This is a genomic window from Pseudomonas sp. R2-60-08W, from assembly GCF_003852335.1.
Taxonomy (GTDB): Bacteria; Pseudomonadota; Gammaproteobacteria; order Pseudomonadales; family Pseudomonadaceae; genus Aquipseudomonas.
In genome coordinates this window covers 1,609,473-1,624,031 of record NZ_CP027731.1, presented here as the reverse complement: position 1 = coordinate 1,624,031, position 14,559 = coordinate 1,609,473, and the positions used below count along the sequence as shown (strand labels likewise).

At 59.7% G+C, this 14,559-nt stretch carries 11 protein-coding genes and 1 pseudogene; 3 read left to right on the top strand and 9 right to left on the bottom strand.

All coding sequences use genetic code 11. The features are described 5' to 3' along the window. Positions 1-2: 2 nt before the first annotated feature. Positions 3-476: an SOS-induced cell division inhibitor SulA gene (gene sulA / locus C4J90_RS07375; protein ID WP_124419518.1), complete on the top strand. Its 474-nt coding sequence runs from the start codon at positions 3-5 to the stop codon at positions 474-476. 23 nt (positions 477-499) lie between these two features. Here sulA and C4J90_RS07370 read toward each other — a convergent pair whose 3' ends face one another. The 7 genes from C4J90_RS07370 to C4J90_RS07340 form a co-directional block, all read right to left on the bottom strand. Next, on the bottom strand, positions 500-733 hold the full coding sequence (locus C4J90_RS07370; protein ID WP_124361797.1) for a hypothetical protein: 234 nt from the start codon (positions 731-733) through the stop codon (positions 500-502). A gap of 63 nt (positions 734-796) precedes the next feature. Continuing rightward, the gene (locus C4J90_RS07365) at positions 797-1,318 is read right to left on the bottom strand and encodes a DUF6586 family protein (RefSeq protein ID WP_124361796.1); all 522 of its coding nucleotides are present in this window, start codon (positions 1,316-1,318) and stop codon (positions 797-799) included. 235 nt (positions 1,319-1,553) lie between these two features. Further along, positions 1,554-4,175, bottom strand: coding sequence for a type I DNA topoisomerase (gene topA, locus C4J90_RS07360; protein ID WP_124419517.1), 2,622 nt, complete (start codon positions 4,173-4,175; stop codon positions 1,554-1,556). Between the two features lie 114 nt (positions 4,176-4,289). Beyond that, positions 4,290-4,526 (bottom strand): DUF1653 domain-containing protein, encoded by a 237-nt coding sequence (locus C4J90_RS07355; protein WP_124361794.1) that lies wholly within the window; start codon positions 4,524-4,526, stop codon positions 4,290-4,292. Between the two features lie 95 nt (positions 4,527-4,621). After that, the gene (fadA, locus tag C4J90_RS07350; protein ID WP_124361793.1) at positions 4,622-5,797 is read right to left on the bottom strand and encodes an acetyl-CoA C-acyltransferase FadA; all 1,176 of its coding nucleotides are present in this window, start codon (positions 5,795-5,797) and stop codon (positions 4,622-4,624) included. 29 nt (positions 5,798-5,826) lie between these two features. Next, positions 5,827-7,974 (bottom strand): fatty acid oxidation complex subunit alpha FadB, encoded by a 2,148-nt coding sequence (gene fadB, locus C4J90_RS07345; protein WP_124419516.1) that lies wholly within the window; start codon positions 7,972-7,974, stop codon positions 5,827-5,829. Positions 7,975-8,543: 569 nt separating this feature from the next. Continuing rightward, positions 8,544-8,981, bottom strand: a complete 438-nt coding sequence (locus C4J90_RS07340; RefSeq protein WP_124403416.1) for a hypothetical protein — start codon at positions 8,979-8,981, stop codon at positions 8,544-8,546. A 105-nt stretch (positions 8,982-9,086) separates the two neighbouring features. On the opposite strand from C4J90_RS07340, the gene C4J90_RS07335 reads away from it, so the two are divergent. Continuing rightward, positions 9,087-9,527 (top strand): universal stress protein, encoded by a 441-nt coding sequence (locus C4J90_RS07335; RefSeq protein WP_104502144.1) that lies wholly within the window; start codon positions 9,087-9,089, stop codon positions 9,525-9,527. A gap of 118 nt (positions 9,528-9,645) precedes the next feature. Here C4J90_RS07335 and C4J90_RS07330 read toward each other — a convergent pair whose 3' ends face one another. Further along, complete coding sequence (locus tag C4J90_RS07330; RefSeq protein ID WP_124361790.1) at positions 9,646-11,565, bottom strand: ATP-binding cassette domain-containing protein; 1,920 nt, start codon at positions 11,563-11,565, stop codon at positions 9,646-9,648. Between the two features lie 213 nt (positions 11,566-11,778). Between C4J90_RS07330 and C4J90_RS07325 the strand changes: the two genes are divergently transcribed. After that, positions 11,779-13,707 (top strand): transglycosylase SLT domain-containing protein, encoded by a 1,929-nt coding sequence (locus tag C4J90_RS07325; RefSeq protein ID WP_124419515.1) that lies wholly within the window; start codon positions 11,779-11,781, stop codon positions 13,705-13,707. A 78-nt stretch (positions 13,708-13,785) separates the two neighbouring features. Here C4J90_RS07325 and C4J90_RS07320 read toward each other — a convergent pair. Beyond that, a pseudogene (locus C4J90_RS07320) lies at positions 13,786-14,541 on the bottom strand (Fic family protein); the annotation flags it as partial. Positions 14,542-14,559: the final 18 nt, after the last annotated feature.

Genomic DNA, 14,559 nt, shown 5'->3' with positions numbered 1-14,559 from the left:
TCATGCAGCTCTTGCACACCCCACAACACACACAATTGTCGCTGTTCGAGGCCTTTATGGCTCAACCCCTTGCGCCCATCCTCAAGGAAACGGTCGAAGCGCCGTGGAGCTGCGAACCTGAGGTATTCAGTGAATTGTCGTTGCGTGGGGCTGCCGGGAGCTGCTTGAGCCTGCTGGCGCCGATCCTGCGCGAACTCAGTGAGGAGCAGGACGCGCGCTGGTTGACGCTGATCGCCCCGCCCGCCAGCCTGACCCAGGCTTGGCTGCGGGATGCCTGCCTCAACCGTGAGCGTATTCTGTTGCTGCAGCCACGGGGCACGCAAAGTGCCCAGCAGTTGACCTGCGAAGCTTTGCGCCTGGGCCGTAGCCATACGGTGGTGAGCTGGCTGAACCCGTTGAATGCAACGGCCAAGCAGCAGCTGATCAGCGCCGCGCACACGGGCGATGCGCAGAGCTTGAATATTCGACTGGGGTAAGAAGTGAGCGGGTTACCCAGGGCTCAGTGAAGAACCTTTGGGCCATCTTCCTTCTCCGGCTCGCCTTCAGCCAGGCGACCGGCCATTTGCACGCCAACGCTCAACATCGCTTTAGCCACTTCCACATGCTGGCCTTGCAGGAACGCTTTTGCGTCTTCGGAAAAGTCCAGAATGACCAGAGAACCTTCGTCCTCGGCCCGACGCAGCTCGATTCGGCCGTCAGGCAGTTCAACAATTTCCAGAAAGGACGTTGGCATAAAAGTCTGTTCTCCACGAAAGCGCGGGATTATATCAGTGTTGTCGCGTGCAGGCGTGCCCGCTCAGCACTCGCTCAAACCTTCGCGAAAGCGCAACGCCAGCTTTTTCAGTTCCTGACGCCAGCTTTCCAGCTCTTCACGGCTCAAAGGCTTGGGCTCATCCGCCTCCAATGCAACCGCCACGATCAATGGCTGCGTCACATCCCCCTTGGGTACATGGGGAACGCGGGGCGGTTGGAACATGTCGGCGTGCGCCTTGAGCAGGCGGGCTACCCAACTGTCCGGGCTCTGGGCCATTTCCACCAGCTCGGCCAATTCCGGGATAGCCATGGTTTCCAGCACGTCTCGGGCCATGATCATTTCCGCGCGGGGCGAACCGGCCTGGGGCAAGCGGTAGAACCCGGCGATTTCATGGCATAACCCCAGCAAGGCGCCGTACAGGTGAAACAGAGCGGCTTCACGCCCCGCCTGGACCAGCGCGATAGCATTCATCTCCTTGCCCGCCTCGGCACGACCAAGGGCTTCCAGGGACAACCCCGCGAAGTAAATTTTCTGGTTGGTACGGGTATAGAGTTCGTTGGCCATGACGGCAATCTCCACAACGAATGAGGCGTGATGCTGGCTGTGTAGGAGCGAGCTTGCTCGCGAAAAACCTGAGAGCACCACTGTGTATCAGATTTCTCGCGTCATCGTTAACTGCAAGTGCCATGAGGCAGATCCAAATGTGGGAGGGGGCTTGCTCCCGATGGCGATGCATCAGTCATAGGTATGTTGACTGATACACCGCTATCGGGAGCAAGCCCCCTCCCACATTGGACTATCAAGCGCCCTGGCGCTTGTCCTCGACCTTCCACTTGCCGCCGTCGTAGAACGCTTTCCAGCCGGTAGGCTTGCCGTCGACTTCGGTCTGCACGTACTGCTCCTTGGTTTTGCGGCTATAGCGGATCACGGCTGGGCGACCATCCGGGTCCTTCTTCGGCGCTTCACACAGGAAGTGGTACTTCGGATCGATCTCATCCTTGTGCGGTACGATTTCCAGCACCAGCGGGGCACGGGTCTCGCGGTTTTTCGGGAACTGGCTGGCCGCCAGGAACAGGCCCGAAGCACCGTCGCGCAGGATGTAGGTGTCGTTGACCTTCTCGCACTTGAGTTCAGGCATCTTCACCGGGTCCATCTTCGGCGGCGCCGCGTCACCGCTCTTCAGCAGTTTGCGGGTGTTCTTGCAGGTTGGGTTGGTGCAACCGAAGAACTTGCCGAAACGGCCGGTCTTGAGCTGCATCTCGCTGCCGCACTTGTCGCACTCCAGGCTCGGACCTTCGTAGCCTTTGATGCGGTAGGTGCCCTCTTCAATCTCGTAACCGTTGCAATCCGGGTTGTTACCGCAGATGTGCAGCTTATGCTTTTCATCCAGCAGGTAAGCGTCCATCGCCGTGCTGCAGATCGGGCAACGGTGCTTGCCACGCAACACCAGCGATTCGGATTCACCCTCGTCATCCGCCGCGATTTCATCGCCCGGCACCAGGTTGACGGTGGCCTTGCAGCGCTCTTTGGGCGGCAGGCTGTAGCCCGAGCACCCCAGGAACACGCCGGTGGACGCTGTACGAATCTGCATCGGCCGGCCGCAGGTGAGGCACGGAATGTCGGTCATGACCGGCTGGTTGGCACGCATACCGCTCTCAGGGCTCTCGGCCACTTCGAGTTTTTTCTTGAAGTCGCCGTAGAACTCGTCCAGCACGCTCTTCCAGTCGCGTTCGCCCTGGGCCACGTCATCGAGGTTCTCTTCCATGCCGGCGGTGAAGCCGTAGTCCATCAGGTTGGAGAAACTCTCGGACAGACGCTCGGTGACGATGTCACCCATTTTTTCCGAATAGAAGCGGCGGTTGTGCAGCGCCACGTAGCCACGGTCCTGGATGGTAGAGATGATCGCCGCATAGGTAGAAGGACGACCGATGCCGCGTTTCTCCATCTCTTTCACCAGGCTGGCTTCCGAATAACGCGCCGGCGGCTTGGTGAAGTGCTGGGACGGGTCAAGCTTGATCAGCTTCAACGTATCGCCCTGAGCCATGTCCGGCAGCACATGGTCGTCGCCAGGCTTGGCGATTTGCGGCATTACACGGGTATAACCGTCGAACTTGAGGATCCGGCCCTTGGCACGCAGCTCAAAGTCGCCCGCCCCCACGCTGACGGTGGTGGACAGGTATTGCGCCGGCAGCATCTGGCAGGCCAGGAACTGGCGCCAGATCAGCTCGTAGAGGCGCTCGGCGTCGCGCTCCATGCCGCTCAGCTTGCTCGGCTCGGTGTTGGCATCGGAAGGACGAATCGCTTCGTGAGCCTCCTGGGCGCCTTCCTTGCTGCTGTAGACGTTTGGCTTTTCCGGCAGGTACTTCTTGCCGAACTCGCTTTCGATATAAGTACGCGCCATCGCCACCGCGTCTTGCGACAGGTTGGTGGAGTCGGTACGCATGTAAGTGATGTAGCCGGCTTCGTACAGACGCTGGGCCATCATCATGGTTTTCTTCACACCGAAGCCCAGGCGGTTGCTCGCGGCCTGCTGCAGGGTGGAGGTGATGAACGGTGCCGACGGCTTGCTGCTGGTCGGCTTGTCTTCGCGCTTGACGATGCTGTAGCTGGAGGCCTTGAGCTTCTCCAGCGCGGCCATGGCCTGGGCTTCGTTCAGCGGTTTGAAGGCCTCGCCTTTCTCGCGGGCCACTTCAAAGCGCACGTTGTTGCCCTTGGCAGTGCCGAGGTCAGCGTGGACTTCCCAATATTCTTCGGGGTTGAACGCACGAATCTCACGCTCACGCTCCACCACCAGCTTCACCGCCACCGACTGCACACGGCCGGCGGACAGGCCACGGGCGATTTTTGCCCACAGCAGCGGCGAGACCATGTAGCCCACGACGCGGTCGAGGAAGCGCCGCGCCTGCTGGGCGTTGACGCGGTCGATGTCCAGCTCGCCCGGCTTGGAGAAGGCTTCCTGGATGGCTTTCTTGGTGATTTCGTTGAACACCACGCGCTTGTAGCGGCTGTCATCACCGCCGATGGCTTCGCGCAGGTGCCACGCAATGGCTTCCCCTTCGCGGTCCAAGTCCGTCGCGAGATAGATGGTGTCGGCATCTTTGGCGAGCCGGCGCAGCTCTTCGATGACCTTTTCCTTGCCCGGAAGGATTTCGTACTTGGCCTTCCAGCCATGATCCGGGTCCACACCCATGCGCGAGACCAGCTGCTTGCGCGCTTTCTCTTTAGGCGTGAGCACCGGACCTTCGCCCGCGGCCGCCTTGCCGCGCTTGGCGGCAGGCTCCTTGCTGGCGCTAGCCGAACCGCTGGTGGGCAGGTCTCGGATATGGCCGATACTCGACTTCACCACGTACTCGTTGCCCAAGTACTTGTTGATGGTCTTGGCCTTAGCCGGGGATTCCACAATGACCAGCGATTTGCCCATGGATCGGAAAATTCCTGAATTCGAGAAGTGAAAGGCAGTTGGCGCCTGTCGCGGCAACGCTATATATAGTGGCAACAAGGTGAGGTCAAGCGCAGCATTTTGCGCGACCCGCCGTTATTGCCCTTTAAAAAGACTGGGTTCGGCCTGGACCAAAGCAAAGCGCGGGACCTGCTCGCCGTCAACCTCGACGGTCTCCAGGAACATGCTCAACGGGCGTACCCAAAAGCCGTAATCGCCATACAGTGCTTGGTAGAACACCATTTCTTCTTCGGTCTCGGAGTGCTGCGCCACGCTGAAAACGCGGTACTGCGGCCCCTTGTAATGCTGGTAGAGCCCGGGTTCGACTTTCATGCTCTGGCCCTCTTACAAAATTTATTGAAAAAAAATTAAAAATTCCAAAAAACAAAAACCGGGGCACTGGGCCCCGGCTTCCGTCAACCCAACGCTTAGACGCGTTCGAAGACGGTGGTAATGCCTTGGCCGAGACCAATGCACATGGTTGCAACCCCAAGGTTACCGCCATTTTGCTTCATCACGTTCAGCAATGTGCCGGAGATGCGGGCACCGGAGCAACCGAATGGGTGGCCCAGGGCAATCGCGCCGCCGTGCAGGTTAACCTTCTCATTCATCTTGTCGAGTACTTTCAGATCTTTCAACACTGGCAGGGCCTGTGCGGCGAAAGCTTCGTTAAGCTCGAAGAAGTCGATATCGGAGATGGTCAGGCCCGCGCGCTTCAAGGCTTTTTGTGTGGCCGGTACTGGACCATAGCCCATGATCGCCGGGTCCACACCCGCCACGGCCATCGAGCGGATCACCGCCAGCGGCTGGATTCCCAGGTCCTGGGCACGTTGCGCCGACATCACGATCATGCACGAAGCACCGTCGGTGATTTGCGACGACGTACCGGCAGTCACGGTGCCGCCCTTGGGATTGAACGCCGGCTTGAGCGCCGCCAGGCTTTCCAGGGTGGTGTCCGGACGAATGGTTTCGTCGTAGTCGAACAACTTCAGGAAACCGTTCTCGTCATAGCCGTTCATCGGGATGATTTCATCCTTGAACTTGCCTTCCACGGTCGCCTTGTGGGCGAGTTGGTGGGAGCGCAGGCCGAACGCGTCCTGGGCCTCGCGGGTAATGCCGTGCATCTTGCCGAGCATTTCTGCGGTGAGGCCCATCATGCCCGAGGCTTTCGCCGCATACAGCGACATGTGCGGGTTAGGGTCGACGCCGTGCATCATGCTGACGTGGCCCATGTGCTCCACGCCGCCGACCACGAACACATCACCGTTACCGGTCATGATCGCCTGGGCGGCCGTGTGCAGCGCGCTCATCGACGAACCGCACAGGCGGCTCACGGTCTGGCCGGCCGCGGTGTGCGGGATCTGGGTCATCAAGGAGGCCATGCGCGCGATGTTCCAGCCCTGCTCCAGGGTCTGGTTCACACAGCCCCAGATCACGTCTTCGACTTCGTTCGGGTCAACCTTGACGTTGCGTTCCAGCAGCTTGCTGATCAGGTGCGCCGACATGTCTTCGGCACGGGTGTTGCGGTGCATGCCGCCCTTGGAGCGGCCCATCGGCGTACGACCGAAGTCGACGATCACGACGTCTCTTGGATTCAAGCTCATAAATATTCTCGCTCTAGTCGATTGGGCGCTTAACCGAAGAAGCTCTGGCCATTCTTGGCCATTTCACGCAGCTTCGCGGTCGGGTGGTACAGCGGGCCCAGATCAGCGTATTTGTCAGCCAGGGCAACGAACTCGGCCACACCGATCGAGTCGATGTAACGCAGCGCACCACCACGGAACGGAGGGAAACCAATACCGTACACCAGGCCCATATCGGCTTCGGCGGCGGTCTCGACGATGCCGTCTTCCAGGCAACGTACGGTTTCCAGGCACAGGGCGATCATCATCCAGTTGATGATGTCCTCATCGGACACCTCACGCTGCTCGTAGATGACGGGTGCGAGTACTTCGTGCACCGACGGGTCGGCCACTTTCTTCTGCTTGCCCTTCTTGTCAGCCTCGTAGGCATAGAAGCCCTTGCCGTTCTTCTGGCCCAGGCGCTTGGCTTCGTAGAGTGCGTCGATCGCCGAGCGGCGGTCGTCTTTCATGCGGTCCGGGAAGCCTTCAGCCATGACGTCGCGACCATGGTGGCCGGTGTCGATGCCGACCACGTCCATCAGGTACGCAGGGCCCATTGGCCAGCCGAATTTTTCCATGACCTTGTCGATGCGCACGAAGTCCACACCGGCGCTGACCAGTTTGGCGAAACCGCCAAAGTACGGGAACAGTACGCGGTTGACCAAAAAGCCCGGGCAGTCATTGACCACGATCGGGTTCTTGCCCATTTTCTTGGCGTAGGCAACGGTGGTGGCAATGGCCAGCTCGCTGGACTTCTCGCCACGGATCACTTCCACCAGCGGCATCATGTGCACCGGGTTGAAGAAGTGCATGCCGACGAAGTTTTCCGGACGCTTGAGGGCCTTGGCCAGCAAGCTGATGGAAATGGTCGAGGTGTTGGAAGCCAGGATGGTGTCGTCTTTGACCTGGGCTTCGACTTCAGCCAATACCGCCTGCTTGACCTTCGGGTTCTCGACAACGGCTTCGACGACCAGGTCGACGTGGCCGAAATCGCCGTAGGACAGCGTAGGACGAATGCCGTTAAGCACTTCAGCCATTTTCGCAGCGGTCATACGACCCTTATCAACGCGGCCCACCAGCAGTTTGGCGGCTTCCGCCAGGCCCTGCTCGATACCGTGCTCGTTGATGTCTTTCATCAGGATCGGCGTGCCTTTGGATGCCGACTGGTAAGCGATACCGCCGCCCATGATACCGGCGCCCAGTACGGCGGCCTGTTTCACGTCCTTGGCGATTTCGTCGTAGGCCTTGGCCTTTTTCTTCAGTTCCTGATCGTTCAGGAACAAGCCGATCAGGCTCTGTGCAGCCGAGGTTTTCGCCAATTTGACGAAGCCTGCCGCTTCCACTTCCAGGGCTTTGTCGCGACCGAAGTTCGCGGCCTTCTGGATGGTCTTGATCGCTTCGACCGGCGCCGGGTAATTCGGGCCGGCTTGGCCTGCCACGAAACCTTTGGCGGTTTCGAACGACATCATTTGTTCGATGGCGTTGAGCTTGAGCTTTTCCAGCTTCGGCTGACGCTTGGCCTTGTAGTCGAATTCGCCACTGATGGCGCCCTTGATCAGGCTCAGTGCAGCTTCAGCCAGTTTGTCCGGGGCAACCACCGCATCGACGGCACCGACTTTCAGCGCGTCTTCAGCACGGTTTTCCTTGCCGGCGGCAATCCATTCGATGGCGTTGTCGGCACCGATCAGGCGCGGCAGGCGCACGGTGCCGCCGAAGCCCGGGTAGATGCCCAGCTTGACTTCAGGCAGACCGATCTTGGCGGTAGCGGACATGACACGGAAGTCTGCCGCCAGGCACATTTCCAGGCCGCCGCCCAGGGCGATACCGTTAATCGCAGCAACGGTGGGTACGTTGAGGTCTTCGAAATCGCTGAAAATCTTGTTGGCTTCGAGGTTGCCAGCCACCAGCTCGGCATCGGGCAGCTTGAAGTTGTCGACGAATTCGGTGATGTCAGCGCCGACGATGAACACGTCCTTGCCGCTGGAGACGATCACGCCCTTGACCGAAGCATCTGCTTTGATGGTGTCTACGGCCTGACGCAGTTCGTTCAGGGTTAGACGGTTGAACTTGTTGACGGACTCACCCTTGAGGTCGAATTTCAATTCGACGATGCCACTTTCAAGAGCCTTAACCGTGATGGCTTTACCTTCGTAAATCATCAACTGATCTCCACGATATGGAAGCTGAACAGTACACACCGGACGCTGGCCTCTGGTTGGACATTGACAGCTGCATCAATGCTCACGCCAATCCGCCAGGCACACCCGCCAGTGCGATAGTCGGGGTTATGTCAGAGTCGCCTGTAGGACAAACGCTCAATTCATACGCCCGTTTGATTTGGGTACGCCACCTTCATCCAATTCCGAGCAATTGTCAATCGCTCCAAAGGCTAGGAAAAACGCGACTTTCCAGTCATTTCAGAACCCGAAGCGCAGGATAGCAACCTGTCAATATTTAAGTATTCACAAGATCAATAATAGGAAACATACGGAAAAGCACTGTACAGAAACGGATTGGCGGCTAGGCTAACGGCAACTTGAAGATCTACCGGCCTGCCTGGCCAACTCCAGCCCGATGATGAGTCGGGCTTTTTATTGCCCGGCGTTCCGGTTTTTCTGTAGGAGCGAGCTTGCTCGCGAAAATCGCCAACCATAACGCAGCTACCTCAGCTTTAACGGCGCTCTCAGGTTTTCGCGAGCAAGCTCGCTCCTACAATGAGTGGGTTATGTCAGGCCAGGGCTTTGAGCAGCGCATCAATATCCTTCAACACGCTCGCCTCGCCCTTCTCGCCCCAATACAAGGCGATCATTTGCTTGTCGGCCTCGACCTTGTACACATTGGCCGGCAGCGTCGAAAAATACGGCAACAACTTCTCATCCACGCAGACCTCGCGCCATTGATTGACCCACACCCCCGGCTCCAACTGCCAGTAACTCCAGAGGGCCGGCGTGCTGCCGCGTCGTGGCCGGCAATACTGCGCGCAGGGGCTCGGCGGCTCTTGTTTGAGCCAGTGCGGCCACTCCTGGGGCGCCAGTTGCATGGCCAGCCCGATGCGGCGCGCCTCCATGCGCAGGGCCATGCGCCCGCTCTGATGGCGCGACGGGCGCAGCCATGCCAGAGGGCTCAGAACCACCACAAGGATTGACACCACTATCCAGACCGTCATATGTGTACCCCCGAATTTCCTGATGAGCGGATTTGATCTGACGCAAGCCGATCCGCTCGAAAGCAGCCATACTGAATTTATTGCAGTCCCCTGGAGGAACGCCCCATGCCCTACACACATATTCTGGTCGCCGTCGACCTGACCGAAGAGTGCGATCCAGTGATCAAGCGCGCGCAGGAATCTGCATTGGCCAACGGCGCCATACTGTCGTTGGTGCATATCGTCGAGCCCATGGCCATGGCCTTTGGCGGTGACGTGCCGATGGACCTTTCCCAGTTGCAGCAACAACAATTTGACCAGGCCAAGGAGCGCCTGGATCGTTTGATTCTCAAATACCCGCATCTGAAAAAGGAAGACTGCCACCTGACATACGGCCAACCGCGCCAGGAAATCCACCACTTGGCAAAGGAAAAGGCTTGCGACTTGATCGTGGTGGGTAGCCATGGTCGTCACGGTTTGGCGTTGTTGCTGGGTTCTACTGCCAATGATGTACTGCACGGCGCGCCGTGCGATGTGCTGGCGGTGAAGCTGGTAAAAAATACGTAAGAACGCCGTAGATCCAATGTGAGGGGGCTTGCCCCCTCCCACATTTTGACCGCATTTCATATAAAAAAGCCCGGCGCTCATAAAAGAGCGCCGGGCTTTTTCATTGTGCGAAGGTCACTTAGCCATCCAGCTCGGCCCAACGCTCAACCAGCACTTCCAGCTCCTGGTTCAACGTCTCCAGGGAAGCGATGACCGCAGCGGTTTCCGCCGCCGGACGCTGGTAGAAACCCGCGTCAGCCATTTGTGCTTCCACCGCGGCGATCTGTTGTTCCTTGGCGTCGATATCCCCCGGCAAGGCCTCCAGCTCGCGCTGCAGCTTGTAGCTGAGTTTCTTCTTGGCCGCTGGCGCAGCTTCCTGAGCCGGTGCCGCAGTTTCCACGGGAGCAACCACTGCGGAGGTCAAGTCGGCCTTGCCGGACTTGCTCTCGGTTACGCCCAGCAGGCGCGGCGAGCCGCCCTGGCGCAGCCAGTCCTGATAACCACCGACGTACTCGCGCACCTTGCCCTCGCCTTCGAAGACCAGGGTGCTGGTGACCACGTTGTCGAGGAATGCCCGGTCGTGGCTGACCATCAGTACGGTGCCGTTGAAGGTCAGCAAGACCTCTTCCAGCAGTTCGAGGGTTTCCACGTCGAGGTCGTTGGTCGGTTCGTCGAGTACCAGCAGGTTCGCCGGTTTGCTGAACAGCTTGGCCAGCAGCAGGCGTGCACGCTCGCCACCGGACAAGGCTTTCACCGGTGTACGCGCACGTTGCGGGCTGAACAGGAAGTCGCCCAAGTAGCTGAGTACGTGGCGGCTCTGGCCGTCGATGTCGATAAAGTCGCGGCCTTCGGCAACGTTGTCGATCACGGTTTTTTCCAGGTCCAACTGGTGGCGCAGCTGATCGAAGTAGGCCACGTCGATGCGCGTGCCCTCTTCCACCGTGCCGTTGGTCGGCTGCAGACCGCCGAGCATCAGCTTGAGCAGGGTGGTTTTGCCGGTACCGTTGGCGCCCAGCAGGCCGATACGGTCACCGCGCGCCAGGACCATGGAGAAGTCCTTGATCAGGAACGGGCCGTCCGGGTGATGGAAGCTGACGTTCTCCAGCACCATCACCTGCTTGCCCGACTTGTCGGCGGTATCGAGCTGGATATTGGCCTTGCCGGTACGTTCACGCCGTTCGCTGCGCTCAACCCGCAGCGCTTTCAACGCGCGCACGCGGCCTTCGTTACGGGTGCGGCGCGCCTTGATACCCTGGCGGATCCAGACTTCTTCCTGGGCCAGCTTCTTGTCGAACAGGGCGTTGGCGGTCTCTTCAGCCGAGAGTGCAGCTTCCTTGTGCACCAGGAAGCTGGCGTAGTCGCCGTTCCAGTCGATCAGGCCACCGCGGTCCAGTTCCAGGATGCGCGTGGCCAGGTTCTGCAGGAAGGACCGGTCGTGCGTGATGAACAGCACGGCGCCCTGGAAATCCTTGAGGGCTTCTTCGAGCCAGGCGATAGCGCCGATGTCCAGGTGGTTGGTCGGTTCGTCGAGCAGCAGCAGATCCGGCTCGGACACCAACGCCTGGGCCAGCAGCACGCGCCGACGCCAGCCGCCGGACAATTGGGCGAGGGTCTTGTCGGCGGGCAATTGCAGGCGGCTCAGGGTGCTGTCCACCAGTTGCTGCAGGCGCCAGCCGTCACGGGCTTCGAGGTCTTGCTGGACGTGCATCAGCTTGTCCAGGTCGGCTTCGGTGACGCAGTTCTGCGCCAGGTGATGGTATTGCGCGAGCAATTCGCCCACGCCGTCCAGGCCTTCGGCAACCACGTCGAACACTGTCCGCTCGTCGGCTACCGGCAATTCCTGCGGCAATTCGCCGATCTTGAGGCCTGGGGCACGCCAGACAGAGCCTTCATCGGGCTTCTGGTCGCCTTTTACCAGCTTCATCATGCTGGACTTGCCGGTGCCGTTGCGGCCGATGATGCACACCCGCTCACCACGGGCGATCTGCCAGGACACCTTGTCCAACAACGGCATAGCGCCGAAAGCAAGGGACACATCGCTGAATTTGAGCAGGGTCATACACTTCTCCAAAAACTGGGCGCGCATTCTACCTGAGTTGAGGGTGGGATGCGGCCAGCATTTTCGCTGCCGACACGTTCAGCAGGACATTTGCTGCGAACTTGAACCAACCGGCCGGCAAAGCTTTCGCCGGCCGCAGGCAAAAGGCTAAGCTAGGGGCAATCAGTGTCGGCGGTGCCGGTGCTAGTCGTGATTTCTCTGCACGGACGTCTCATGCGCAGTCGCCTTTTCAACTTTTTATCCTGCCTGCTTCTCTCCGCCACCGCCGTTCAATCTGCCCAGGCCGTGGACCTCACCACCCAACGTCAATATTACGATGAAGCCAAACGCGCCCTGGCCAAGGGTGACAGCGGCCCGTACATGCAATACAGCCAGGCCCTGGCCGACTACCCGCTGACGCCGTACCTGGCCTATGACGAACTGACCGCGCGTCTTAAAACCGCGAGTAATCAGGAAATCGAACAGTTCCTCGCCAAAAACGGCGACCTGCCCCAGGCCAACTGGATGAAGCTGCGCTGGTTACGCTGGCTGGCCGAACGCGGTGACTGGCAGACCTTTGAAAAGTACTACGATGCCAAGCTCAATTTCGTCGAGCTGGACTGCCTGCACGGCCAGTTCCAACTGACCCACAACCTCAAGGCCGAAGGCTACAAGACCACCGAAAAGTTGTGGATGACCGGCAAAACCCAACCGGCGGCCTGTGATGCGACCTTTGGCCAGTGGGCAGCAGACGGACAGTTGACCGAACAAAAAATCTGGGACCGCGCCAAGCTCGCCGCCGAAGCGCGCAACTACGCGCTGGCCAACAGCCTGGTGAAAACCCTGCCAACGCTCGGCCCCCAAGGCCGCCTGATGATCGACGTGGCGCAAAAGCCCGATATGCTCAGCGACCCGTCGCGCTTCCTGCCGGCCACCGAGGCCATGTCTGACGCCGTAGGCCTGGGCCTGCGTCGTCTCGCACGCCAGGACCCGGACAAGGCCATGGCCCTGCTGGACGGCTACGCCAGCAGCATGCACTTCTCCCGTGACGAAAAAGTCTCGATTGCCCGGGAAATCGGCCTGACCCTGGCACGCCGGTACGATCCTCGCGCGTTGGACGTGATGACCAAGTACGACCCGGAGCTGCGCGACAACACCGTCTCCGAGTGGCGCCTGCGCCTGCTGTTGCGCCTGGCGCGCTGGGAAGATGCGTACCAGTTGACCCGCAAGCTGCCGCAGGATCTGGCCACCACCAACCGCTGGCGCTACTGGCAGGCACGCAGCCTGGAATTGGCCGAACCGAAAAACCCGCAGGCGTTGGTGCTGTATAAAAACGTGGCCAAGGAACGCGATTTCTACGGTTTCCTCGCCGCGGACCGTTCCAAGACCCCTTACCAGTTGAACAACAAGCCGCTGGTGATGAGCCAGGCGCTGGTCAATAAAGTGCGCAATACCCCAGGCGTGCGCCGGGCCCTGGAGTTCTACGCCCGTGGCCAGATCGTCGATGGCCGCCGCGAGTGGTACCACGTCAGCCGTCACTTCAACCGTGACGAAATGGTCGCGCAGGCGAAGCTGGCCTACGACATGAAGTGGTACTTCCCGGCGATCCGCACGATCAGCCAGGCGCAGTATTGGGACGACCTGGACATCCGCTTCCCGATGGCCCACCGCGACACCCTGGTGCGCGAAGCCAAGGTGCGCGGCCTGCATTCAAGCTGGGTGTTCGCGATTACCCGCCAGGAAAGCGCCTTCATGGACGACGCCCGCTCCGGCGTCGGTGCCAGCGGCCTGATGCAGCTGATGCCCGGGACGGCCAAGGAAACCGCGCGCAAGTTCAGCATTCCCCTGGCCTCCCCGGCTCAGGTACTGGACCCGGACAAAAACATCCAGCTCGGCGCCGCGTACCTAAGCCAGGTGCACAGCCAATTCAACGGCAATCGCGTGCTCGCCTCCGCCGCCTACAACGCCGGCCCCGGCCGCGTACGGCAATGGCTACGCGGTGCGGACCACTTGAGTTTCGACGTGTGGGTGGAAAGCATCCCGTTCGACGAGACCCGTCAGTATGTGCAGAACGTGCTGTCTTATTCGGTGATCTACGGGCAGAAGCTCAATTCACCGCAGCCGTTGGTGGATTGGCATGAACGGTATTTTGATGATCAGTAAGGGAGGGAGCTTCAAGCGCTAAGTTTGAAGCGACAAGAAAATGCCCGCGTTATGCGGGCATTTTTTATGAAGTGGTTACATCGCCTCGGCCAACGCCAGATTCAGGGCTTGCAACATGAACTCTACAAAAGGTGTCGCTTCTGCCTGCTGATCCGCCGCCGAAAGCGCCGCATAGTAGGCATCCTGCTGATCCCGGATAACTGCTTCCACTGGCAGGTAAGCCAGCACCGGGCGCCACTGGCTGAGTATCAACGTCTGCCAGAGCCGCCCCATGCGTCCATTACCGTCTGCAAATGGGTGGATGAACTCGAATTCATAATGGAATACGCAACTGGCGATCAAAGGGTGCCAATCTGAAACTGACTGCCATTGCAGCAAGTCATCGATGAGGTGCGCCACGCGGCTCGCAGGCGGCGCCATATGCACCAGTTGTTCGCCACGATAAATGCCAACCCCTGATTGGCGAAGCCGTCCGGCATCGTCTATCAGTCCGAACATCAGCAGTTCGTGAGCTTTCAGCAGGTCGGCACGATCGCTCGGCGTCCATTGCGGCATCGCCTCATAGGCTGCAAACGCGTTGCGCACTTCCTGGATTTCCCGTGGCAGTCCCAATACCCGCTTCCCCTCCAGGACCGCGGTGACCTGCTCGACGCTGAGCGTATTGTTCTCGATGGCGAGCGAAGCCTGAATGGTGCGAATCCTGTTACCGCGCCTCAGCTGAGGCGTCTGACGGCTATCGTTACCGACTGAGAGCCGGCCGATCTGCTCACTGATATCGGCCACCAGGGCCAGCATCTTTGTCGTCAGCGTCAACGGAGGTTGATAACGGCTCATATCCTCATCCAGATCATT